Raw genomic sequence first — 21532 nt, 5'->3', positions numbered from 1 at the left:
CGCCCGTCCCGGCACGGATCAGAAGCCGATGCCCCGCATGGCGAGGGCAGCGACCGCCACGGCGGCGATAAGCCCGCCCGTTACGGCGAGAAGCGCGCGGCGGATCAACGCCTGACGGGCGTCCTCGGCCTGCAGGGCAATGGCAGTGGCGCGGGCGCGCCGGCGATTACGCACGTCGGTCATGATGGGAAAGCTCCCTGGCGATCACGGCGCTTAACATAATGCGGCTCCGGCCGGCTGCAATGTGCGACTCGTCGTCTTGCATCAGACTAGCCATAATGCTAGGAACATAACAAGAACACTTGTGGAGCTGGGGCGAGCGGTGCGCAGGCGCGCCCGGCATTTTCGGGAGAAGCCGCCCGTCGCCGGCGGGAAGTGGCATGTGGAAAGCCGCGCGGGCGGGGGCGCCGGCGCGGCAGGGATGGGCTATCATGCCCGCTTCAAGGCGCGCGCGCTCCGCCGCGGGCGTCCGACAGACTCTCGGAGGACGACATGGCGGGCAGCGTCAACAAGGTTATTCTGATCGGCAATCTCGGCCGCGATCCGGAAGTGCGCACCTTCCAGAATGGCGGGCGGGTCTGCAACCTGCGCATCGCCACCTCCGAGACCTGGCGCGACAAGGCCTCCGGTGAGCGCAAGGAGCGCACCGAGTGGCACAGTGTGGTGATCTTCAACGAGAACCTGCTGAAGGTCGCCGAGCAGTATCTGCGCAAGGGTACCAAGGTCTACATCGAAGGACAGCTCGAGACCCGCAAGGCGACCGATCAGAATGGCGGCGAGCGTTATTTTACTGAGGTCGTGCTGCGCGCCTATCGCGGTGAACTGACCATTCTCGACAGCCGCGGCAGTGGCGGCGGCGAGGGCGGCGGTGACGATTACAGCGCCGGCGGCAGCGATTTCGGTTCGGGCGGCGGTTATTCCGGTGGCGCGTCCTTTGGCGGCGGCGGTTCGCGTGCGAGCGTCGGCGGCGGTGGCGGATCCTTCGGCAATGACCGCAAGCCGGCCCCGGCGGGCGGCGGCGGCAAGTTCGGCGGCGATCTCGACGACGACATCCCGTTCTGAGGATTGCAGCACCGGGGTTCAGGCCGGCGCGAAGCAGGCGCCCATGCGTGGCTCGATGAGCCGCGCGGGATCGCAGCATAGGCTGGCGCCCGGCGCGGGCAGGAACATGGCGGACAAGGCGGGGCTTTTGCCGGGCGCCCGGCACCTTTGGTGATTCAAAGGTTCTTCCCGGTCTCGCCCAGTGTCCGGCCCCGCTAAAGGGGCCCGCCCTCGTGGGCGAAGGCGCTGGGGCCAAGCGACGCCGCCGCTCGAACCCCCGCTACTCAGCTCGGAAAGGCGGCGCGGATGCCGTCGATGACGAACTGCACCGCTAGCGCCGTCAGCACCACGCCGAGCAGGCGCGAGAGGATGGCGTTGCCAGTGACGCCGAGCAGCCGGTTCACCCCGCCAGCGGCGAGATAGACCAGCAGGCAGCTCGCGATCACCAGGAGGGTGATGCCGAACAGCGCTGCCAGCCGGGCGGGATCGCCATGCGCCTCGCCGGCCAGCAGCAGCATGGCGGTGATGGCGCCGGGGCCGGCCATGAGCGGAATCGCCAGCGGAAACACCGCCATCATGCGCAGCGCCTGCTCGCGCGCCGTGGCGGCGCTGGAATCGATCGTCCGTTCGGTGCGCCGGCCGAACACCATCTCGAAGGAGATGGTGAAAAGCAGCAACCCGCCGGCGATGCGAAAGGCCGGCAGGGTGATGCCGAGCGCATGGAGCAGCGGCGCGCCGACCAGCCCGAAGAACACCAGAATAGCCAGCGCGATGGCCGAGGAACGCCAGGCCACCAGCCGCCGCTCGGCCGGCGACAGATCATGCGTCACCGCGAGAAACAGCGGCGCGAGGCCAATGGGATCGATCACCACCAGCATGGTGACGGCGGCGGAGAAGACGTAGTCGAGCATGGAGACCCCCCGGTACCGCCCACTGTGCCGAGACGGGGGCATTGTGCAAGGGAAACGACGCGAGCGATGCCGCTGCCGCGATGAGGGGGCGGAGCAAGGAGCCGGGCAGCTATGCCTTGCCGCCGGCGCGCGAAGCTGGAGACCGGACGACGTCCTCCAGCTGGGAAGGTGGGCAGGGGCGATCTGCTTACCGAGGAGCGGCGTCGGGGGATCCGGCGGTCGGTCGTCGGGAACGTCTTGCGAGCGAGCCGTGACAGTGGCTGACGCGACCCTCAGCGGCGACATTTTGCGACGGAGGGTGCGGAATTTCGTGCGGCAGCCCCGACGATGATGCCGCGCGCGCCGAGGGGGCAGCGTCTGCGTGCGGCCTTCACCATGTCAGCGTGTGTGTCCCTCTCGGGCGCCGGCGGGTTGCCGCCTTGGCGATCTCCGCACGCCCGGGCCTGCGGGTTCCTCCGATCCCGGCGGCGCTAAAACGCCCGTGAATGCCCCGGTTTGGCCATGATCTCCACAGTTTCTCAAAACGCCCGCATAACACATTGAAAGTGAAACGCTTTTCGCGTCACTGAAACGCGCGCAAAGCTGGCGTTTGCGGCCGGAATCGGCTAGACAATCCTACCTGTTCGGCAACTACGGAAAGTGGTTCCTTGTCCGATTCCGATACGACAAAGCCGGAGGGCGGTGGCCCTACGGACATTCGGCCCGTCTCCATCACGGAAGAACTCTCGCGCAGCTATCTCGACTACGCGATGAGCGTCATCGTCTCGCGCGCGCTGCCTGATGTGCGCGACGGGCTGAAGCCGGTGCATCGGCGCATCCTGTTCTCGATGCGCGAGAACAATTACACGCCCGAGCGGCCCTACAACAAATCCGCCCGCGTCACCGGCGACACGATGGGTAAGTACCATCCGCACGGCAATCTGGCGATTTACGACGCGCTGGTGCGCCTGGCGCAGGACTTCTCGCTGCGCCTGCCGCTGATCGATGGCCAGGGCAATTTCGGCTCCGTGGATGGCGATCCGCCAGCGGCCGAGCGTTACACCGAGGTGCGCCTCGCCAAGTCGGCGATGTCGCTGTTGGACGATCTCGACAAGGACACGGTCGACTTCCAGGCCAATTATGACGGGCGCGAGCAGGAGCCGACCGTGCTCCCCGCGCGGTTGCCGAACCTCCTGGTCAATGGTGCGGGCGGCATCGCCGTCGGCATGGCGACCAACATCCCCCCGCATAATCTCGGCGAGGTGGTGGATGCCTGTATCGCGCTGATCGACGATCCCTCGCTCGATGTCGAGAAGCTGCTGGACTACATTCACGGGCCGGATTTCCCCACCGGTGCGCTAATCCTCGGCCGCAGCGGCATTCGTCAGGCCTATCTGACCGGGCGTGGCTCGGTCGTGATGCGCTCGCGCGCCACGATCGAGGAAATCCGCAAGGATCGCGACGCCATCATCGTCACCGAGATACCGTATCAGGTGAACAAGGCGACGATGATCGAGCGCATCGCCGAGCTGGTGCGCGAGAAGCGGCTGGAAGGCATCGCCGAGATCCGCGACGAATCCTCCCGCGAGGGGATGCGCGTCGTGTTCGAGATCAAGCGCGACGCCCAGGCCGAGGTGGTGCTGAACAACCTCTACCGCATGACCTCGCTGCAGACCTCCTTCGGCGCCAACATGGTGGCGCTGAACGGCGGCAAGCCGGCGCTGATGAACCTGCTCGACCTGCTGACCGCGTTTGTCGCCTTCCGCGAGGATGTGGTTAGTCGGCGAACGAAATTCCTCCTGCGCAAGGCGCGCGATCGGGCGCATGTGTTGGTGGGCCTTGCCATCGCCGTCGCCAATATCGATGAGATCATCCACACCATCCGCACCTCGCCCGATCCGGCGAGCGCGCGCGAGGCGCTGATGACGCGCGACTGGCCGGCGCTCGACGTCGCCCCGCTGATCGCGCTGATCGACGATCCGCGCCACCGGCTCGGCCCGGACAACACTTACCGGCTGTCTTTCGAGCAGGCCCGCGCCATCCTCGACCTGCGTCTGCAACGCCTCACCGCGCTCGGCCGCGACGAGGTGGCGGACGAGCTAGACAAGATCGCCGTGGAGATCCGCGAATATCTCGACATTCTCGCCAGCCGCGAGCGCATCCGCACCATCGTCAAGGACGAACTCCTTGCCGTGAAAGCGGAATTCGGCACGCCGCGGAAGACCGAGATCATCGAGGCGGAAGGCGATTTCGAGGATGAAGACCTCATCGCCCGCGAGGACATGGTCGTCACCGTTTCCCATGCGGGCTATGTGAAGCGTGTGCCGCTCTCGACCTACCGGGCGCAGCGGCGCGGCGGCAAGGGCCGCTCGGCGATGCAGACGCGCGACGAGGATTTCGTCACCCGCCTGTTCGTCGCCTCGACCCACGCCCCCGTGCTGTTCTTCTCGTCGAAGGGCCAGGTCTACAAGCTGAAGGTGTGGCGCCTGCCCATCGCCGCCCCGCAGGCGCGCGGCAAGGCGCTTGTGAACATCCTGCCGCTGACCGAGGGCGAGCGCATCACCTCCATCATGGCGCTGCCGGATGAGGAGACGTGGAGCCGGCTACAGATCATGTTCGCCACCACGGGCGGCACGGTCCGGCGCAATGAGCTGTCCGATTTCACCAATGTGAATCGCAACGGCAAGATCGCCATGAAGCTGGAGGAGGGCGAGGCCATCGCCGACGTCCAGCTCTGCACAGAGCAGGACGACGTGCTGCTCACCAGCGCGAACGGCCAGTGCATCCGCTTCCCAGTCACCGAGGTGCGCGTCTTCAAGGGACGCGATTCCATGGGCGTGCGCGGCATCCAGCTCGAGGGCGCCGACAAGCTCATCTCCATGGCCATCATCCGCCATGTGGAGGCCAGCGCCGAGGAGCGGGCGGCCTATACCAAGCTCGCCAACGCCATGCGCCGCAGCCAGAACGGCGCGGAAGCCGCCGGCGAGGAGCCTGAGGCGGTGATCGAGGCCGATGCCGAGGAAGCCGTCGCTGTGCCGGCCGATATCGACCAGGCGCGCTATATCGAGATGGGCGCGGCCGAACAGTTCATCCTGACGCTCTCCGAGAATGGCTACGGCAAGCGCACCTCTTCCTATGAGTACCGCACCACGCGGCGCGGCGGTAAGGGCATCGTGGCCATGGCGGTCAATGACCGCAACGGGCCGCTCATCGCCTCCTTCCCGGTGGATGAGGGTGACCAGATCATGCTGGTGACCGATGGCGGACAGCTCATCCGCTGCCCGGTGAACGGCATCCGCATTGTCGGGCGCGGCAGCCAGGGCGTCATCGTGTTCGACACGGCGGAGGACGAGAAGGTCGTCTCGGTCGAGCGCGTGAGCGAGGACGAGGCGGAAGCCGAGGACAGCGCGGGCGCCGAGGAGTAAGGCCGCGCGGCCTCCGGCCGTGATCGGCCAGAAACACGCGGAGCGGCGCCGGTAACGGCGCCGTTTCCATGTCGGGTGGCCTTTGCGGCAAAGCTCCAGCGACGTGCCTCGCACCGAACCACCTAGGGCTTCCACGGGAAGCGACGTCGACGAGGATCCCATGCGCCGTATCTGCGTCTTTCTTGGCTCCAATGCCGGTCGCCGCCCGGCCTATCGTGAGGCAGCCGCCGCCCTCGGGCGGACGCTCGCGGAGCAGGGCATCGGCCTCGTCTATGGCGGCTCGTCGGTCGGGCTGATGGGCGTGCTCGCCGATGCCGCGCTGGCCGCCGGCGGCGAGGTGATCGGCATCATCCCGCAGCGCCTCGTCGACAAGGAGGTCGCCCATCACGGCCTCGCCGATCTGCGCATCGTCGCCTCCATGCATGAGCGCAAGGCGCAGATGGCCGAGCTGGCCGACGCCTTCGTCGCGCTGCCGGGCGGAGCGGGCACGCTGGAGGAACTGTTCGAGGTCTGGACCTGGGCCCAGCTCGGCAACCACGCCAAGCCCTGCGCGGTGCTGGATGTGGAGGGCTATTACCACAGCCTGCTGACCTTCCTGGATCACACGGTGGAGGAAGGCTTCATGCGGCGGGAGCATCGCGACATGCTGGTGGTGGCGGACAGCCCAGCGGAGCTTCTTGGAAAACTCGCCGCCTATCGCGCGCCCACCGTCACCAAATGGATCGACGGGCACGAGCGTTAGGACGCCGCAACGGCAGGTCGCGGGCCGGCCGGCGCTTGCGTCCGGCCGTGCGGACGGCTAACCCTTGCCGCGCATCACGAGAGTGCCCATGAGCGCCGCGCGGACCGCCTTTTATCCCGGATCCTTCGATCCGCCGACCAACGGCCATGTGGAAGTGGCGCGCGCCGCCGCCCGGCTGGCCGATCGGCTGGTCATCGGCGTCGGCATCCATCCCGGCAAGACACCTCTGTTCACCGCCGAGGAGCGGCTGGACCTCCTGCGCGAGGTGTTCGAGCCGATTGCGGAAGCCGAGGGCGCGCGCCTCGACTGCGTAACCTTCGACAATCTGGTGGTCGACGCCGCCGAGGCGCAGGGCGCGCATCTGCTCATCCGCGGGCTGCGTGACGGCACCGATCTCGATTATGAAATGCAGATGGCCGGCATGAATGCGGTGCTGAAGCCCGCCGTGCAGACCATTTTCCTGCCGGCCTCGCCCATTGCCCGCCCTATCACCGCCACGCTGGTCAGGCAGATCGCCGCCATGGGTGGTGACGTCTCCGCCTTCGTCCCGCCGGCCGTTCTGGCCCGGCTCACCGCGCGTTTTCCGCGGCGCTGATGTTTGGCGGCTCACCCGCCGTCGTTCAACGGAGTTCTTTCCATGATCCGTAGCCTGTTTGCCGCCTTCGCCCTCACTGTCGCGCTGGCCGTGCCGGCGATGGCGCAGGCGCCGAAGCTCCCGCCGAATGTCGATCCGCAAAACACGATCATCATGCAGACCACCAAAGGCCCGGTGATCTTCGTGCTGCGCACCGACATCGCCCCCAAGCACGCCGAGCGCATCAAGACGCTGGCGCGCGAGGGCTATTATGACAACGTGCCGTTCCACCGCGTGATCGAGGGCTTCATGGCCCAGACCGGCGATGGCCAGTATGGCAATGGCACGGGCGGCTCGCGCTACCCGAACCTGCCGGCCGAGTTCTCCAACGTGCCCTTCAAGCGTGGCACGGTGGGCATGGCCCGTGCCTCCGCCCCGAACAGCGCCAACTCGCAGTTCTTCATCACCTTCGGTGACGCCTCCTTCCTGAACGGCCAGTACACGGTCATCGGCGAAGTCGTCTCCGGCATGGAGAATGTCGACAAGATCAAGCGCGGCGAGCCGGTTCAGAACCCCGACAAGATCGTTTCGATGAAGGTCGCCGCGGACGTCAAGTAAGTCGCCGCGTGCCGCCGATCCCCGTTTCCAAGGAGAGACTAATGTCTGACGCTGCCAACTTCCTGCTGCTCGAGACCACCCAAGGCCCGGTCAAGATCAAGTTCCGCCCGGACCTCGCGCCGAACCATGTCGCGCGCATCGCCGAGCTCGCCACGCAGGGCTTCTATGACAACGTGCCCTTCCATCGCGTGATCGAGGGCTTCATGGCCCAGACCGGCGACGGCCAGTTCGGCAACGGCACCGGCGGCTCGGGTAAGAAGCTGAAGGCCGAGTTCAATGCCGGCCGTCACGTCCGCGGCACGGCCTCGATGGCCCGCGCCCAGCACCCCGATTCCGGCGACAGCCAGTTCTTCATCTGCTTTGCCAACGCCTCCTTCCTCGACGGCCAGTACACCGTGTGGGGCGAGGTCGTGGAAGGCATGGAGAATGTCGACAAGGTGAAGCGCGGCGAGCCGGTGCAGAACCCCGACAAGATCGTCAAGGCGAGCGTCTCCGCCGCCTGATCCCGAGCATCTGGACGAGGCGTCATCCCGGAGGTGCGCGAGCACGCTCCGGGATCGCTGTTTCTGAAGCTGAGTTTTCTCGATGCGTGTCGACCTGTTCGATTTCGAGCTGCCCAATGAGCGGATCGCGCTGCGCCCGGTCTCGCCGCGCGATGCGGCGCGGCTGCTGGTGGTCCGCGCCGGCGGCGATCCCGAGCTGACCGACGCCCGGGTGAGCGACCTGCCGGACATCCTCCAGCCCGGCGACGCGCTGGTGGTGAACGACACACGCGTGCTGCCGGCGCGTCTCGTTGGCCTGCGCCGCCGCGACAGCTCGCAAGGCGAGGGTGTCGAGGTCGAGGCGATGCTGCACAAGCGTCTCACGCCCGATAGCTGGCTAGCCCTCGCCCGGCCGGGTAAGCGCCTCGCGCCGGGGGACATCATCTTTTTCGCGTCGCCGGACGGAGCCCACACGCTCAAGGCGACGCTGGAGGCGAAGGGTGAGGGCGGCGAGGTAACGCTTCGCTTCGCTGCGGCCGGCGCCGAACTGGACGCGGCGATCGCGCTCATCGGCCATATCCCGTTGCCGCCCTACATTGCCGCCAAGCGCGCCGATGACGCGCAGGACCGGCGGGACTACCAGACCATGTTCGCCAATCAGGAAGGTTCGGTCGCCGCGCCCACGGCGGGCCTGCACTTCACGCCGGAGCTGATCCGCCGGCTCGATGAGCGTGGCGCCGAGACGTATCGGGTGACGCTGCATGTCGGCGCCGGCACCTTCCTGCCGGTGAAGGTGGAGGACACCAGCGACCACCGGATGCACGCCGAATGGGGCGAAGTCTCCGCCGCCACCGCCGCCGCCCTAATGGCGGTCAAGGCGCGCGGCGGGCGGGTCGTCACGGTCGGCACCACCGCTACGCGGCTGATCGAGAGCGCGGCGGGCGCGGATGGCTCGCTTCGCGCGTGGAGCGGCGAGACCGACATCTTCATCACACCAGGCACTCGCTTCCGCTTCACCGATGGGATGATGACCAATTTCCACCTGCCGCGTTCGACGCTGGTGATGCTGGTCGCCGCCTTCATCGGCCATGACGCGCAGAAGCGTGCCTATGCCCACGCGATTGCGACGGGCTATCGCTTCTATTCCTATGGCGACGCCTGCCTTTTGCTGCCAAAAGCCCGCGCATGAACGAACAGATCGATTTCCACTACCGCCTGAAAGCCACCGATGGCGCGGCCCGCCTCGGCGAGGTCGTGACCCCGCGCGGCATCATCCGCACACCGGCCTTCATGCCGGTCGGCACCGCCGCGACGGTGAAGGGCATGTACCCGCAGCAGGTGCGCGAGCTCGGCGCCGACATCTTGCTGGGCAACACCTACCATTTGATGCTGCGCCCCACCGCCGAGCGCGTGGCGGAACTCGGCGGTCTGCACAGCTTCATGCGCTGGCCGCACCCGATCCTCACCGATTCCGGCGGCTTCCAGATCATGTCGCTGGCGGCGCTGCGAAAGATGAATGAGAAGGGCGTCACCTTCCGCTCGCACATCGACGGCTCCTATCACGAGCTGTCGCCGGAGCGCTCGGTGGAGATCCAGGGCCTGCTCGGCTCGGACATCCAGATGCAGCTCGACGAATGCGTGAGACTACCGGCCACCAAGGACGAGATCGCCCGTGCGCTGCGCCTTTCGCTGCGCTGGGCGGAGCGGTCGAAGAAGGCGTTCGAGAGCCAGCCCAAGGGCAGGGCGCTGTTCGGCATCGTTCAGGGCGGTGACGACCCGGCGTTGCGTGAGGAATCCGCGCGCGGCCTCGTCGATATCGACTTCCCCGGCTATTCCATCGGCGGCCTCGCGGTCGGCGAGCCGCAGGCGGTGATGCTGGCGATGATCGAGGTGGTCGCGCCGATCCTGCCGACGCACAAGCCGCGCTATCTTATGGGCGTCGGTACGCCCGACGACATGATCGAAGCGGTCGCGCGCGGCGTCGATATGTTCGACTGCGTGATGCCGACCCGTGCCGGGCGGCACGCGCTGGCCTTCACCCGCTTCGGCAAGATCAACCTGAAGAACGCCCGGCACGCCAATGATCCGCGCCCGCTGGACGAGGAAAGCGATTGCCCGGCGGCGCGGGACTATTCGCGCGCCTATCTCCACCACCTCATCCGCTGCGATGAGATGCTGGGCTCCATGCTGCTGACCTGGGTGAACCTTGCCTATTACCAGAGCCTGATGGCCGGCGCACGGGCCGCCATCGGCGAGGGACGCTTCGAGGCGTACAAGGCTGAGGTCAAGGAAGGCTGGGCGCGCGGCGACATTCCGGCGCGGTGAGGCGCGATCGCGCGCCCTTAGCGAACGTCATCCCGGACGGGCCATCGGCCCATCCGGGATGAGGTGATGTCGGAGAACGGTCCCGGCTCCACGCGTCGCGCGGTCCGGGACGACGTCGGAAGGGAAGATCAGCCGTGCAGCTTGGCGGCGATGGTCGCCACGTGCTTGCCCTGGAAGCGCGCGCCGGCGAGTTCGACCTCGGAAGGCTGGCGCGAGCCGTCGCCGTCGGTAATCGTCGAGGCGCCATAGGGCGAGCCGCCCTTGATCTCGTCCACGCCCATCTGCCCGGCGAAGGCATAGGGAAGGCCGACCACGACCATGCCGTGATGCAGGAGCGTGGGAACGAAGCCGAGAATGGTGGATTCCTGACCGCCATGCTGGGTCGCGGAAGAGGTGAACACTGAGCCAACCTTGCCGACCAGCGCACCGGTGAACCACAGGCCACCGGTCTGGTCGATGAAGCTGCGCATCTGGGAGGCCACCGTGCCGAAGCGGGTGCCGGCGCCGAAGATGATCGCGTCGTAGTTCTTCAGGTCGTCCACGGTGGCGACCGGCGCCTTCTGGTCGAGCTTGAAGTGGTTTGCCTTGGCGATGTCTTCCGGCACCGTCTCGGGAACGCGCTTCACGTCGACGGTTGCGCCAGCTTCGCGGGCCCCCGCGGCGACGGCTTCCGCCATGGTCTCGATGTGACCATAGGTCGAGTAGTAGAGAACGAGAACTTTGGCCATGGGATCAACTCCTTGGGTCGGATCGCCGGACCGGGTGCGGCCCTGCTGAATGCGTGGCGCGAAGCTAGTACCGGCACCTTCATGGCGAAAGCGGTATGATCGACAGAGCGATCTTGCAGCCGTGCAATAGACACCTGGACGACAGCGGCGGCGTGCATCCCGGCAATCGCCCAACACGCCGGCTGTGCGCGACCGGCACCCGCGACCATGGGCGGCTTGCCAAGACCGGTCGAAACCCTTAATCCCCCCGGCGTGGGAGCCCGTAGCTCAGCCGGTAGAGCACGTGACTTTTAATCATGGGGTCTTGGGTTCGAATCCCAACGGGCTCACCACCTTCTAAGCCCTTGCCATGATTGGGCTTTTTGCGACTGGCGCGCGCCTCTGCAATCAGAACATCAGCAGAACATGCGACCCTTGCGAGGGGGTCGCACGGTCGCACGTGCGACTTTTGTTCTTCAACCCCATGTTTTTCAGGGCGCCACATGCCGCCCATGGCGCCCGCCAGCTCCAGCAAAAGGCGCCGCACGCGGGCATCATCGAGCGGGATCCGCAGCGCCGGCACGGGGTCGCCATCCACAGGCGCAAGCTCGATTACCAGCTCGGCCGTCTGCCGCGTCGGCCGCACGATGCGCGGGCCGATGGTGGGGTGCAGCCGGATGCCGGCCGGCCTATCGCTGCTCGATGCGACCAAGGCGCGTGTCCAGCTTCTCGACGGTCTTGGAAAGGGCGATCACCTGCTCGTCGGTGCGCACCCAGCGCTGCATCAGGTCCGTCTGCATCATGATCTGCTGCGCCTGCTGCGACGACTGCGCCTCGAGCAGGCCGAGCCGCATGGTGAGCTGCCCATAGGTGTAGCCGGCGCCCATCAACGCGACGAGGAACCCGCCGATGTTGAACGGGTTCAGCGTGAAATCCAGCCGCAGGCGCGGCCGGGGCGTGGTGTCATGCGGGCGCGGCATGTCGTTCATGGGCGCCACCCGCACACGGCCGCGCCGGCGGCGTTGTGTGCTTTCGCCTGGCGGATGGTGGCGTCCGTGTCAGCGTCGGCCCAGCGGATGGGCTGGAACACCTCGCACACGGCTTTACCCGTCGTGCCGCTTCCAGCCGTCGTCGTCGTGCAGCCCGCCGCCAGCAGCGTCACGGTCAGCGCGGGCGCGAGCATCAGCACCCTTCCTGCGAATGTCGTCGGCAAGGGTTTGCTCCTTTTCTCGGGCGCGGGTCTGGGCGCCGGCCGCGCCATGGTTGCGGCCGGCGAGATAGGCGAGGACGGCGGCGCCGGCGGCGAGGACGGCCGCGCGCAGCGGGGCGGGCATCAGCAGCCAGAACGGGCGCCACACGGACCAGGTGGCCGCGAGCAGCACCACGACGCCGCCGAGCCAGAGCCACCAGGGCGTGTTGTCGAGCAGCCAGCCCAGCGCGCTCATGCCGGCACCAGAGCCGGCAGGGAGGTGAGGTCAGCCTTGGCCTCGCCGCTCTGGATCGCGGCGACCTTCTTGTTGCGGTGCGCGGCCCAGATCGCATAGCCGGTGCCGCCAACAGCAACGACAACGCCGGCGACCACCAGCGCGGCGAACACCTGATCGACCCACGGGTGCGAGCCAAGCATCGGCTGCAGCGTCTCCTTCGCCTGGTCGATAACCACGGCCGTGCCGCTGCCGCCAGCCACGGCACCAGCCGAGCCGCCGATCGGCGCCGGCGCGGTCGCCACGTCGTCTAGCGAGGCATGGGCCGCGCCTTCGCGCGTATAGGTGGGTTCGGGTCCGACGCTGCCGCGCGCGGCGGCCTGCCCGTGGGCCAGAACCTCAGCCACACGGCGAGACCAGCCCTTGCCGAAGATGCGCCAGGTCTTCAGGCCCTGCAGCATGGCGAGACGCCGGGCGAGAATGTCGGCGATCAGCTTGTCATGGTCGGGATGCAGTTCCAGCGCATCGAGCGTGGCATCGCCGACATGTCCGTCGATCTTGCCGGTGTAGAGGGCGCCGAGAGACCGCTGCAGCCATTTGCCGGACTGTTCGGGGCCGCTGTGCACGGCGCCGTCGAAGACGACATAGGCGACGCCTTCCGGCATCGCGTCGCCCTTGATCTGGTCCCAGTACTGGAAGCGATAGATGGCCTCGACCTCGGCCGGCGTGATCTTGGCGACCGAGCGCAGCGCGAGGCCCTGTCGCCGGCGCCAGCCGTCGTAAACTCGCTGGGTCACGCCCTTATTGGTGGCGCCGCCCGGGTCTGCTGGATGGTCGACATACCCGCCTTCATGTACCAGCACGCGCCGCAGCGCTTCCTTGAATTCGGTCTTGGCCACGGCCGGGGCCTCCATGGATCAGGAGGCCCCAGAATGGCGGCAGGCGGGGAGGGTCAACCGAGGGGGTAGACCTGCTAGAACAGCGTGATGCTGCTGCCCGCGTCGATCTGCTCGCGGCTGGCGATGGCGGTGTGGTTGCGCTTGAACATCAGGCTGTTCGTACCGCCCGCCCACAGGCCGTTGCCGCCGGGGAAATTCCGCAGGTCCGATACCGTTTCTTCCACCCACATGCGCGCGGTCGCTCCATCCGAAATACGGAAGGCCGAACCCAGCCCGCCGGCGCGTGGGCGGCATATCGTTCCCAAGCACCACGTTCTGGCGCGCTGGATGGAATGCAGCTCCGAGCCGTTTTCCTGTCCCTCGTACAAGCCGCCAACGTCGATGCCGACAATGTCGTCATGCGTCGTCCACCCGTTGGTGGAGCCAATGCCGTACTTGCCGTTGTCGACGCCCTTGCAATTGACGGTGAGCACGAAGGTGCGAGCGGTCGTGCCGGTGTTGTAATGGAAATTGAAGCCGTCCTTGGCGGCCGAGGCCCCTTCGCAGTCCACCATCAGGATCAGGCCGTTGATGTTGAGAAGGGTGAAGGCGTCGCACTGCTGCGCGTTGTTCGACGCCCAGCGGCTCCTGCAGCCGACGCAGACAACATTGCGGGACACATAGTTGCCATCGATGTAGAGGCCGCCGAAGGAGCCGCCCCAGAAGTCGAAATTCTCGAAATACAGGTCGCCCATCGGCACGCTGCCACCCGTCAGGCTGGCATCGAGATAGGTGACTTCCAGCGTGCGGATAACGAGGGTGTTGACCACGGTCGGCTGTAGGCCATCCTTTCGGCGTATATGGACCGCGAATGTGCCGGTGGCGTTGGATGCGTTCCAGCCGCCATCCGTCGCCGCGTCGACAGTCACCGCATCGGCCTTCCACGGAATTTGCGCGGGGTTGCCGTAACTGTCGAACTGGTAGAGGTCGAGCACGCGGATCGCGGTTGTGGGGCCGCCGACATAGCTGTTCGTGAACGTCGCGTTCTTGGTGGCCGGAAAGCTCTCGCCGGAATTGGCTTCGTGGGAGACGCGCCCCTTCCAGCCAATGAAAGCGCAGGAATAGGTGGGCTTCACGCCGGTCGTGCCACTGTTGCCGTTGATCGAGCGCGCCTGGTCGTAGCGTCCAGGCCGGCAGATGATGCGATAGGGCGCCCCGGTCGCGTTGCCGGCGATAATCGCCTGCTGAAGCGTGGCCTTCGCCGCGCTGAAATCGCCGTCGAAAGCACCGAGGCCGCTATTGCCGCTGGAGCCGTTCACCGGGTCGACATGGATCGCCGCGCCCGTCCAGATGGCGGGGTTCACATAGCTTTTCGGGTCATTGAGCAGGTGCCAGCGGCCGGTCGGATCGCGGATCACCTTGAAGGGGTAGGCGCTGGACCAGCCGAGATCGGGCGGCGCGTCAAGCTCGGTGTAAACCTTGGAATAGCCGGCCTCCAGGCCGAGCACGGTGCGGAATTCAACCATCGTCAGGTCTCCACAAGAGCGACGACGGGCTCACCGCGAAAGGTGACACGCTCGCCGTTATAGGTGACGAAATCCCAGCGGTAGCCGGCCGGGGCGGGGGTGCGGGCATAGGCGGAAGCGGGCGTTCCGCGCGCGCCATTCAGCGCCACCTGCGTGATCGCATTGCCGCTGCCGATCATCATTTGTCGCGGATCCCGTAGACCTCGACGCCCGCCGTGGTGCCGGTGGCGAGCACGCGGCGCAGCTGGCCGGGGGGCAGGGGCTGCAGGCCGGGCAGCAGCTTCACGGGGCAGGGGGAGGCATCTGCATTGTCGACGCCGACCAGCTGCACCGTGCCAAAGCCGCCGGCGACATCCGGCGGGCAGAAGGCCCAGGCGGCCTTGTAATAGACGGCGAGGTCCGCATCGGCCGGGGTGATCTTCTCGATCATCCGGCCGGGCGAGGTGATCGACGCGCCAAGGTTGGCGTAGGGGTCTTTGCCGGGCTCATAAGGCATGGGGCGCTCCTCTGCTGTCTCCAGCATGGCGCGCCCCGCGCAGGGTCAACCGAGGCTCACGCGCACTCGGGGTCCAGCAGCTCCCACGCGACGCCGGCGACATAGATCGAGAGCGCGCGGCCGGTCACCGTCTTCAGCAGCGCGATTTCCTCCACGGTCAGCCCGACAACGCGGCCGGCATAGATGCGGTCGGCGAGCCGCTTGCGCCGCAGCTTCTCATGCCCGCCCATCTCGGCATCGTCGCGGTGCGGGGCTTCCAGCGCGCCGGCACAGACCAGGCCCAGCGTGATCACATGCTCGCCTTCCTTCAGCGGCGTGCCGTCGCGGGCGGTGATAGGGGTGTCGAAGTCGATCACGGGCACGGTGCGTTCTCCTCAATAACCGCGTGCGGAAACATGGCAGATCAGGCCGGCCAGCGAGGGTGACGCGGCGGCGGCGACATTCATGATGTAGATCGTGATCGCATCCGTGCTCTTGTAGCGGGCAATGGCGATCAGCTTGTCGCTTGCATAGCCGGCGCCCAGCGTCACGGTCAGCTCGTCCGTGGCGGCCACGCCGTTGAGCGTCGCGTCGATCTGAAAGGTGTTGTTGGCCGCGATCACGCCGGGGTTGAGCGTGTAGTCCTGGTGCAGCATCTTCTTCAGCGCCGCGCCGGTGCCGAGCTGAAGGCTCTGGCGCACGAAGAAATCACCGTCGCGCGAGAGCGAGGCGGCGAGCAGGTTCACCGAGCCGGTCGCCGTGCTGTTGTCGATGTTCACCACCTTGCCGCTCATGAATTTGAGGGCGTTCGACGGCTGGTCGTACCACAGCGCCATCAGCTCATAGGCCGGCCCGAAATAGGCGGCGCCCGGTTTCTCGTTGCCGTCGCCACCCACCGCGTAATACTGGGTGATCTGTTCCTGCGCGCTCGCCGCGAGGAAGGCATATTTCCAGTTCGACGGCGCGCCATAGGGCTGGGTGCTGTTCGCCACATAGGCCGCGTGGTTGTTGCCCTTCCGGCTCTGCTGCACGGAGCCGTGAAAGCGGTAGCCCTGCGCGAGGCTGCGTTCATCCGCCCACCAGCCGATCAGCGTCTGGCCGAGGTGCAGGATGGTGCCGGCGGGGTCGACCACGCGCGACGACATCTCGAAGCCGATGGCGCCGCCATCCGTGCCGCTGTCATCCCCGGCGATCGACGCATAGACCTTCGTGTTGTCCACCAGCAGGCCGGCGCCGTCGGATTTGCGGCCGTTGCGGGCGATGACGAAAAGCCCGTTCAGCTCACCCACGGCCGTGGTGGTGAGATAGTTCAGCTTTTCGGCCGAGACGATCAGGCCAATATCGCTGGCCCCCATGGACTGATAGCCGGAGCCGGTGGCCCGGCGCGTCACCGTCATGGTGGCGCGCGTGTCGAGGTGGGTTTCCGTTTTGGTCGACGAAAAATCGTTGTGCGTCAGGAACGGGTAAAAGGCGGTGGAAGCCCATGCTTCCCCGCTCACCACCTGGCTGATGCCGCGATTGGCCCACACCTGCGGATCTTCGCCGGCAGCAATGGCGCCAATATCGCGTCGCACTTCCTGCGCCCAGATCGTCACCCGGTCGAAGAAGCGGTTCAGCCGGTTGGCGTCGTAATAGCCGCCGGGCGTTGCATCGGCGGTGTTGGCGATGACGGCGCGGCCGAGAATGCGCACCCGCGTGCCGGCGGTGCGGCCGCTGGTGAACACCACCGTGCCGCCCGTCAGCGTCGGCAGGGTGGCGCTCAGCGTGTAGTCGATGCCGGGCAGCGCGTCGGTCCAGGCGTCCGGCGCGCCCGGCAGCGTCTTCTGCACCTGCAGGTCGGCGGCATCGAGCAGCGGGAAACCGAAGGTGAAACTGGTCTGCCCGGCCGAGGCCGTGTAAGGGCCGGCAATGCGCTCGGCGGGGCCGATGGGGAGAGAGCTGGACATGGCGCCTCACGCGGCAAGGTGTGGGTGCCTGCAGCGTGAGGCCGTTGGGGGATGGTCAACCGAGGCTAGGCCGTCGCGAGAAACGGCACCTCCGAGGGCGCATCCTCGATCACGGCGGGGGGCAGGAAGGTGGCCCGCGACGAGTGCTTGTTGAAGGTGAGAGGGCCGACACGCTGCGCCCCGCCGAGCCGGGTCAGCGCGCGGGCGTGGTCATGCGCCCATGCCGTGCCGTGGAACACCGCCCGCGTGAGATAGGGGTGGCGGTTGGCGATGGCGACCCCGAGCTCACCTTCGAGCCGGAACGTCTTCACGCCCGAGGCCGCCAGCGCCCGGTGGATTTCGTCGTGATAGTCCTTCATCGTCCCGTCGAGCAGATCGAGCAGGGCACCACGAATGGTCATGTCGGTTTCCGCGCACGGCGCGTCGAGCAGCCGGCGCAGGCAACCCTGTCCATCCCACCCGGGATCGACCGTGCGCCGCGGCGCGGGCGGCAGGCGGTCGAGATAGGGCACACCGCACGCCCGCAGATAGTCCGCCGCCGGTGCCCGCCCGCCCATGCGCTCGATCCGGCTGGAGACCTGCAGCACCGAGTTCATCCACGACACCGCCCACGGCTCGCCGCGCATGAAGGCATCGTGCGGCGCCGGCAAGGTGCAGGGCTCTTGGCCTTCCCGCGTTGCACGAGACGCACCGAAGAAATGCTGGAACAGCACCCGGTAGCACTCGCGCTTGTAGATCAGCACCCGATTGCGGGTTTCATCATCTCTCACGCGGCTGTCGTCGATACCGAACAGCCACCCATTGACCAGATCGAGGCGCAACAGGGTCGTTTCCTGCGGCCCACCGGGCGAAGGTGTGTCCATCATGGACACACCTTCGGCAAGAACGGCGTCGCGCTGGATGCGCTTAAGCTGCGCGCGCCAGTCGATACCGAGGCGATCACAGATGTTCTTGATCACGACGTACACGACACCGTCGATTTCGGTCGCCCACAGCGTGTCGCCGTGGAATTCGATCTGCGTAAGCTGATTGGTCGCGGTCATGGCAAAGCCCCTATTCGGCAGCCGTTGAGGGCACCGCCAGAACGGGCTTTTCAGAGGCCGCCTGGCGCCGGGGGCTGAAAACCTGAGAAAGGTCAGGTGAGCTTATTCGAGCGCTCGCGCGCCTTATATCGCTCCACCCCGGCATAGGGGATCCTGCGCACGATTCGCGTACGCAGAAAACCCGGCTCGCCGGGCACGCCTTTCTCTCGGGTTTTCAGACCCGTCGCAACCGTACGTTATTCGCACCTTTGCGACAACTACCTTATTGATGTACCGGGGCGGCCCCATGATAATCCCGTCGCAAAATAAATTTGGGGGGTGAGGGGATGGGGGCATTCATTGGCGGGGCCGGCTGGTGGATCGTGAGCTTGTGCGTGCTCGTGCTGCAGATGGCCGCCTATCTCGAAGGAACCGAAATCTGGTTCGGCTGGGGCTTCTGGCTCTCCGTTTTCGTTATGGTTGTAGCTCATGTGGCGCAGCCATTCGGCTACCTTTTCACGATCCCGGTGGTCTATTACGGCGCCCGCTACGGCTTTCACTGGCAATGGTGGCAGGCAGCCCTCATCGCGGCGCCGAGCCTTATCATGGTGGTGGTTCTGGCCATGGTGTCGTTCGGCGTTGATTTCGTGGGGCGCCGCCGATGATCGCGGCGCTGCACCTCGTTCCCGCCACCATGCTGGCCATCGCCCTCGGCCGCTGGCCTTATGCCTACTACATGGCCCTGCGGCTGGTGGTGTGCATGGCGGCGATCATACTCGCCGTGATGATTTTCCGGCAGGCAGGGAAGACGGGGCCATGGGTTGCGGCTTTCGCGATCACGGCGGGCATCTTCAATCCCTTCATCCCCGTCCACCTTACCCGCGACCTCTGGCAGGTGTTGGACCTCGGGGCGGCCGGACTGTTCGTCGCCCATTTCATCGTGCAGCGGCGCGCTACCGGCCCGTGAACGGCATCTCAGGCATCCGCTGCGGCGCTGTGGTGCCGGGTGCCCACCAAAAGCCCTGGTCCTTCTCGCGCCGGGCATTTTGCACCTGCCGCTTGAACTTCTCATGCGCCTTCGGATCGAGCATCTCCTGCAGCTGGTCCATCATGATCCGCTGATAGGCGGCGTTGAGATACCAGATGTTGCCGCCCGGCACATAGTTGCGCGCCATGCGCGCCACATCCGGCCCGATCGAGGTTTCCTCGCCGGTCAGCGCCTTCTGGGCGTTGCCAACGGTCAGCCCCCACAGATCGGCCGCCAGCGCCGCGCCGGGGCCGAGCAGGGTGGAGCCGAGCGAGTTGCCGAAGCGGTTGGCGTCGCTGAACAGGAAGTCCCCGAAAATGCCGAGCCCGCCGCCCTGCGCCATGGCGGCCAGCCAGAACGCCATGCGGTCGGCCGGCTGGGGATCGCGCCCCTTGGTCGTGTCCTTCATCCAGAGCGCCAGAGCGCCGCCCAGCGTCAGCGCGATCATCATGCCGCCGAGATACTTACCGCCACGCACGCCGCGCCCGCCGCCGATCTCATAGGCCAGCCGCTGCAACTGAAGCAGCGCCATGGACACGCCGAAAGAGCGGAACATGGCGGCCGAGCGCGTGACCTCGCCCCAGAAGGTGCCAGGTCGCGAATTGCCCACCATCAGCGCCCGCCCGCGCACCGTGCCGGAAGGAATGGCCCGCTCGGTCTCCCCGAGGATCATCTCGGTGAACCGTTCGGCCGCCAGCCGGGCGCCGGCATCGTCCACCCCGGCAATGTCGCCGGGCCGCAGGAAGCGCGAGCCCTCGAAATCCTCTGGCAGGGCGCGGCTCATCACGCTCCACTGCGCCTCCCCGATGCCATAGCCTTCCATGATCCGCCGGAACTCCGGCACCACATCGGCCCACGCCTTGCCCATCTGGTCCGCCGCCGTCGCCTGCATCTCGCGGCCGAAGGCGTGCTTGATCGCCTGCGTCCACGGGGCGAGCCCGCTCCACGTCAGCACGCGGTCCGGCAGCACCTTAGACCATTCAGGGCCGGCCAGACTGCCATGCCAGCGGGCACTGTCGCGCAGCACATGCAGCGCATCATCGAGCACGAGACCAGCCCTCACGGCCCGCTGGCGGGCCCCCGCGCCGCCGGCAATCTGCTCCGCCAGCTGCTTCATCATCCGCGAGGCATTGAGCCCGTCGAACTTCGCCACCATGGAGGCCGTGATCGGGTCGCTCGTCACGGCCGAGATGGCCGCCCCGCCGAGCCGGGCCGCCACGATCACGTTGCGGGCCGCCGCCGCCTTGCTGGCCAGCCCGTCGCGCACCGGCAGTTCGGCCGCCCCGCGCAGCTGCCCCCATATGCCGTCGATCTGGTACAAGGCCTTCTCGCGCCACGCGGCGGCGCCCAGCGGCGACGCCGTGGTCAGGGTGGCGCCGCCCTTCTGCGCAAGGCCGGCCTCCTGCCGGATGATTTGCTTCAGCCACTCCAGCGTGGCATCCGGGTTCGGGCCGAGGATCTCCAGCGCCGCCACGTCGCGCGCCATCAGATTGATATGGCTCATCATGGTCGCGAAAATGTCGGGGTTGCCGAATTCGCGCTGATAGGCCAGCCAGCTCTCGCTATCCCTGAACACCAGAAACCGGCTATCCGCCCGCTGCGTCGCCAGCGACCCACGGCCGAAGGGCTGGCGGGACGGCTCGCGCGTGTTCCAGCCTTCGGTGACGATGCTGTCGAACACATGCGGCAACGCCTCGTCCAGCTCCGCCTCGGTGAGCGGTTCGCCGGTCAACGGATGCCGCATCTGGGTGGGGTCGAGGCCCGGTCGGATCGCGGCGTACCATTTGGCATAGCCGGCCTTGATCAGCTTCAGCCGGTCATGCGACTGGGGCAGACCCCAGTTCTTCAGCTCGCCAATGGCGCCACCCGCCGCGTTGAAGCGCTCGCGCAGCCAGTCGCTGGTCCGCATCCATCCCTGCGCCAGCGCGCGGGCCGCGTCATCGCCCGTGCCTTCGCCACGCGCCTCGCGCAGCACGTTCTCCATGCGGGCCTTGTTGCGGCGGGCGCCGGTCAGCCATTTCCGGCTGAAGGTGCCCAGCACCTCCTCCATCATTGCATGGGCCTGCGCCGTAATGGCGAGCGAGCGGCCGGATACCGACGAGTAGCCGGTGTGCCCCTGATTATCGAGCAGCCGAATGGTGGCCTCGGCCACATCCGCCTGCCCCCGCCAGTTGCGGAACCCGGTGACCTCCGCGCGCACCCGGTCGGCCGTCGCCGCCGTCAGCTCGGCCACGCGGGCGCGGTGCGCCGCCTCGGCCTCAAGGCGCTTCGCCAGTTCGTCCCGTGCTTCGGCCGCCGCCGCTGCCGGCCCGCGCGTGCGCGCCTTGGCGCTGTGCAGTCGGTCATAGGCGCGGCCCAGCTCGTCAGCCTCCTCGGCAGTGATTTCCTTGGCCTTGACCATGGTGGCGAGGCAGTCGCGGAATGCCATGT

General features: G+C 67.0%; 23 protein-coding genes and 1 tRNA gene. 11 read left to right on the top strand and 13 right to left on the bottom strand.

The window, feature by feature from the left end:
- Positions 1 to 18: 18 nt before the first annotated feature.
- A complete protein-coding gene (locus tag OU996_RS15280) occupies positions 19 to 183 on the bottom strand; it encodes a hypothetical protein (protein ID WP_267582466.1) in 165 nt (54 codons plus the stop codon).
- A 309-nt stretch (positions 184 to 492) separates the two neighbouring features.
- On the opposite strand from OU996_RS15280, the gene ssb reads away from it, so the two are divergent.
- Positions 493 to 1062 (top strand): single-stranded DNA-binding protein, encoded by a 570-nt coding sequence (gene ssb, locus OU996_RS15275; protein ID WP_267582465.1) that lies wholly within the window; start codon positions 493 to 495, stop codon positions 1060 to 1062.
- 263 nt (positions 1063 to 1325) lie between these two features.
- On the opposite strand, the gene OU996_RS15270 is transcribed toward ssb, so the two are convergent.
- Positions 1326 to 1952 carry a MarC family protein gene (locus OU996_RS15270; protein ID WP_267582464.1) on the bottom strand — a complete coding sequence of 209 codons (627 nt, stop codon included), beginning with the start codon at positions 1950 to 1952 and terminating at the stop codon, positions 1326 to 1328.
- Positions 1953 to 2599: 647 nt separating this feature from the next.
- Here OU996_RS15270 and gyrA point away from each other — a divergent pair.
- The 7 genes from gyrA to tgt all read left to right on the top strand — a co-directional run bounded on the left by gyrA (position 2600) and on the right by tgt (position 10097).
- Complete coding sequence (gene gyrA, locus OU996_RS15265; protein WP_267582463.1) at positions 2600 to 5356, top strand: DNA gyrase subunit A; 2757 nt, start codon at positions 2600 to 2602, stop codon at positions 5354 to 5356.
- A 160-nt stretch (positions 5357 to 5516) separates the two neighbouring features.
- Complete coding sequence (locus OU996_RS15260; RefSeq protein WP_267582462.1) at positions 5517 to 6098, top strand: TIGR00730 family Rossman fold protein; 582 nt, start codon at positions 5517 to 5519, stop codon at positions 6096 to 6098.
- An 88-nt stretch (positions 6099 to 6186) separates the two neighbouring features.
- Complete coding sequence (coaD, locus tag OU996_RS15255) at positions 6187 to 6693, top strand: pantetheine-phosphate adenylyltransferase (protein WP_267582461.1); 507 nt, start codon at positions 6187 to 6189, stop codon at positions 6691 to 6693.
- A 42-nt stretch (positions 6694 to 6735) separates the two neighbouring features.
- On the top strand, positions 6736 to 7290 hold the full coding sequence (locus OU996_RS15250; protein WP_267582460.1) for a peptidylprolyl isomerase: 555 nt from the start codon (positions 6736 to 6738) through the stop codon (positions 7288 to 7290).
- A gap of 41 nt (positions 7291 to 7331) precedes the next feature.
- Positions 7332 to 7793 (top strand): peptidylprolyl isomerase, encoded by a 462-nt coding sequence (locus OU996_RS15245; RefSeq protein WP_267582459.1) that lies wholly within the window; start codon positions 7332 to 7334, stop codon positions 7791 to 7793.
- 82 nt (positions 7794 to 7875) lie between these two features.
- The gene (gene queA, locus OU996_RS15240) at positions 7876 to 8961 is read left to right on the top strand and encodes a tRNA preQ1(34) S-adenosylmethionine ribosyltransferase-isomerase QueA (protein ID WP_267582458.1); all 1086 of its coding nucleotides are present in this window, start codon (positions 7876 to 7878) and stop codon (positions 8959 to 8961) included.
- Positions 8958 to 10097 carry a tRNA guanosine(34) transglycosylase Tgt gene (tgt, locus tag OU996_RS15235; RefSeq protein WP_267582457.1) on the top strand — a complete coding sequence of 380 codons (1140 nt, stop codon included), beginning with the start codon at positions 8958 to 8960 and terminating at the stop codon, positions 10095 to 10097. The genes queA and tgt overlap by 4 nt, the downstream gene beginning before the upstream one ends.
- A gap of 128 nt (positions 10098 to 10225) precedes the next feature.
- On the opposite strand, the gene wrbA is transcribed toward tgt, so the two are convergent.
- Entirely contained in the window at positions 10226 to 10825 is a 600-nt protein-coding gene (gene wrbA / locus OU996_RS15230) for an NAD(P)H:quinone oxidoreductase (protein WP_267582456.1), read from the bottom strand.
- 256 nt (positions 10826 to 11081) lie between these two features.
- On the opposite strand from wrbA, the gene OU996_RS15225 reads away from it, so the two are divergent.
- Positions 11082 to 11157: transfer RNA gene (locus OU996_RS15225), tRNA-Lys, on the top strand.
- Positions 11158 to 11493: 336 nt separating this feature from the next.
- Here the strand turns inward: OU996_RS15225 and OU996_RS15220 are convergent.
- The 9 genes from OU996_RS15220 to OU996_RS15180 form a co-directional block, all read right to left on the bottom strand.
- Positions 11494 to 11793, bottom strand: coding sequence for a hypothetical protein (locus OU996_RS15220; protein WP_267582455.1), 300 nt, complete (start codon positions 11791 to 11793; stop codon positions 11494 to 11496).
- Between the two features lie 114 nt (positions 11794 to 11907).
- Positions 11908 to 12249 (bottom strand): hypothetical protein, encoded by a 342-nt coding sequence (locus OU996_RS15215; RefSeq protein WP_267582454.1) that lies wholly within the window; start codon positions 12247 to 12249, stop codon positions 11908 to 11910.
- Positions 12246 to 13127 carry a glycoside hydrolase family 108 protein gene (locus OU996_RS15210; protein WP_267582453.1) on the bottom strand — a complete coding sequence of 294 codons (882 nt, stop codon included), beginning with the start codon at positions 13125 to 13127 and terminating at the stop codon, positions 12246 to 12248. Before OU996_RS15210 ends, OU996_RS15215 begins: the two co-directional genes overlap by 4 nt.
- Before the next feature lie 74 nt (positions 13128 to 13201).
- Positions 13202 to 14632: a hypothetical protein gene (locus tag OU996_RS15205; protein WP_267582452.1), complete on the bottom strand. Its 1431-nt coding sequence runs from the start codon at positions 14630 to 14632 to the stop codon at positions 13202 to 13204.
- Between the two features lie 2 nt (positions 14633 to 14634).
- Positions 14635 to 14814, bottom strand: a complete 180-nt coding sequence (locus tag OU996_RS15200; protein WP_267582451.1) for a hypothetical protein — start codon at positions 14812 to 14814, stop codon at positions 14635 to 14637.
- Positions 14811 to 15155: a hypothetical protein gene (locus OU996_RS15195; protein WP_267582450.1), complete on the bottom strand. Its 345-nt coding sequence runs from the start codon at positions 15153 to 15155 to the stop codon at positions 14811 to 14813. Before OU996_RS15195 ends, OU996_RS15200 begins: the two co-directional genes overlap by 4 nt.
- 29 nt (positions 15156 to 15184) lie before the next feature.
- Positions 15185 to 15490 (bottom strand): hypothetical protein, encoded by a 306-nt coding sequence (locus tag OU996_RS15190; RefSeq protein ID WP_267582449.1) that lies wholly within the window; start codon positions 15488 to 15490, stop codon positions 15185 to 15187.
- Between the two features lie 12 nt (positions 15491 to 15502).
- The gene (locus OU996_RS15185) at positions 15503 to 17053 is read right to left on the bottom strand and encodes a hypothetical protein (RefSeq protein WP_267582448.1); all 1551 of its coding nucleotides are present in this window, start codon (positions 17051 to 17053) and stop codon (positions 15503 to 15505) included.
- A gap of 65 nt (positions 17054 to 17118) precedes the next feature.
- Positions 17119 to 18096 carry a phage antirepressor N-terminal domain-containing protein gene (locus tag OU996_RS15180; RefSeq protein WP_267582447.1) on the bottom strand — a complete coding sequence of 326 codons (978 nt, stop codon included), beginning with the start codon at positions 18094 to 18096 and terminating at the stop codon, positions 17119 to 17121.
- A 374-nt stretch (positions 18097 to 18470) separates the two neighbouring features.
- Between OU996_RS15180 and OU996_RS15175 the strand changes: the two genes are divergently transcribed.
- Together OU996_RS15175 and OU996_RS15170 are read left to right on the top strand one after the other, a co-directional pair.
- Positions 18471 to 18740, top strand: a complete 270-nt coding sequence (locus OU996_RS15175) for a hypothetical protein (protein WP_267582446.1) — start codon at positions 18471 to 18473, stop codon at positions 18738 to 18740.
- Positions 18737 to 19042, top strand: coding sequence for a DUF6804 family protein (locus OU996_RS15170; RefSeq protein WP_267582445.1), 306 nt, complete (start codon positions 18737 to 18739; stop codon positions 19040 to 19042). Before OU996_RS15175 ends, OU996_RS15170 begins: the two co-directional genes overlap by 4 nt.
- Here the strand turns inward: OU996_RS15170 and OU996_RS15165 are convergent.
- A complete protein-coding gene (locus tag OU996_RS15165) occupies positions 19029 to 21530 on the bottom strand; it encodes a hypothetical protein (RefSeq protein ID WP_267582444.1) in 2502 nt (833 codons plus the stop codon). The genes OU996_RS15170 and OU996_RS15165 overlap by 14 nt on opposite strands.
- Between the last annotated feature and the right edge of the window lie 2 nt (positions 21531 to 21532).

The sequence above is a fragment of the Ancylobacter sp. SL191 genome (genome assembly GCF_026625645.1).
Lineage (GTDB): Bacteria > Pseudomonadota > Alphaproteobacteria > Rhizobiales > Xanthobacteraceae > Ancylobacter.
Note: the sequence above shows the minus strand (reverse complement) of the source record. Positions and strands in the feature narration are given on the sequence as shown.

Excerpts from the sequence above, each read along its gene's own strand:
- OU996_RS15280 (WP_267582466.1), bottom strand. The coding sequence starts at position 183 with ATGACCGACGTGCGTAATCGCCGGCGCGCCCGCGCCACTGCCATTGCC.
- ssb (WP_267582465.1), top strand. The coding sequence starts at position 493 with ATGGCGGGCAGCGTCAACAAGGTTATTCTGATCGGCAATCTCGGCCGC.
- OU996_RS15270 (WP_267582464.1), bottom strand. The coding sequence starts at position 1,952 with ATGCTCGACTACGTCTTCTCCGCCGCCGTCACCATGCTGGTGGTGATC.
- OU996_RS15260 (WP_267582462.1), top strand. The coding sequence starts at position 5,517 with ATGCGCCGTATCTGCGTCTTTCTTGGCTCCAATGCCGGTCGCCGCCCG.
- coaD (WP_267582461.1), top strand. The coding sequence starts at position 6,187 with ATGAGCGCCGCGCGGACCGCCTTTTATCCCGGATCCTTCGATCCGCCG.
- OU996_RS15250 (WP_267582460.1), top strand. The coding sequence starts at position 6,736 with ATGATCCGTAGCCTGTTTGCCGCCTTCGCCCTCACTGTCGCGCTGGCC.
- OU996_RS15245 (WP_267582459.1), top strand. The coding sequence starts at position 7,332 with ATGTCTGACGCTGCCAACTTCCTGCTGCTCGAGACCACCCAAGGCCCG.
- queA (WP_267582458.1), top strand. The coding sequence starts at position 7,876 with ATGCGTGTCGACCTGTTCGATTTCGAGCTGCCCAATGAGCGGATCGCG.
- tgt (WP_267582457.1), top strand. The coding sequence starts at position 8,958 with ATGAACGAACAGATCGATTTCCACTACCGCCTGAAAGCCACCGATGGC.
- wrbA (WP_267582456.1), bottom strand. The coding sequence starts at position 10,825 with ATGGCCAAAGTTCTCGTTCTCTACTACTCGACCTATGGTCACATCGAG.
- OU996_RS15220 (WP_267582455.1), bottom strand. The coding sequence starts at position 11,793 with ATGAACGACATGCCGCGCCCGCATGACACCACGCCCCGGCCGCGCCTG.
- OU996_RS15215 (WP_267582454.1), bottom strand. The coding sequence starts at position 12,249 with ATGAGCGCGCTGGGCTGGCTGCTCGACAACACGCCCTGGTGGCTCTGG.
- OU996_RS15205 (WP_267582452.1), bottom strand. The coding sequence starts at position 14,632 with ATGGTTGAATTCCGCACCGTGCTCGGCCTGGAGGCCGGCTATTCCAAG.
- OU996_RS15200 (WP_267582451.1), bottom strand. The coding sequence starts at position 14,814 with ATGATGATCGGCAGCGGCAATGCGATCACGCAGGTGGCGCTGAATGGC.
- OU996_RS15195 (WP_267582450.1), bottom strand. The coding sequence starts at position 15,155 with ATGCTGGAGACAGCAGAGGAGCGCCCCATGCCTTATGAGCCCGGCAAA.
- OU996_RS15185 (WP_267582448.1), bottom strand. The coding sequence starts at position 17,053 with ATGTCCAGCTCTCTCCCCATCGGCCCCGCCGAGCGCATTGCCGGCCCT.
- OU996_RS15180 (WP_267582447.1), bottom strand. The coding sequence starts at position 18,096 with ATGACCGCGACCAATCAGCTTACGCAGATCGAATTCCACGGCGACACG.
- OU996_RS15170 (WP_267582445.1), top strand. The coding sequence starts at position 18,737 with ATGATCGCGGCGCTGCACCTCGTTCCCGCCACCATGCTGGCCATCGCC.
- OU996_RS15165 (WP_267582444.1), bottom strand. The coding sequence starts at position 21,530 with ATGGCATTCCGCGACTGCCTCGCCACCATGGTCAAGGCCAAGGAAATC.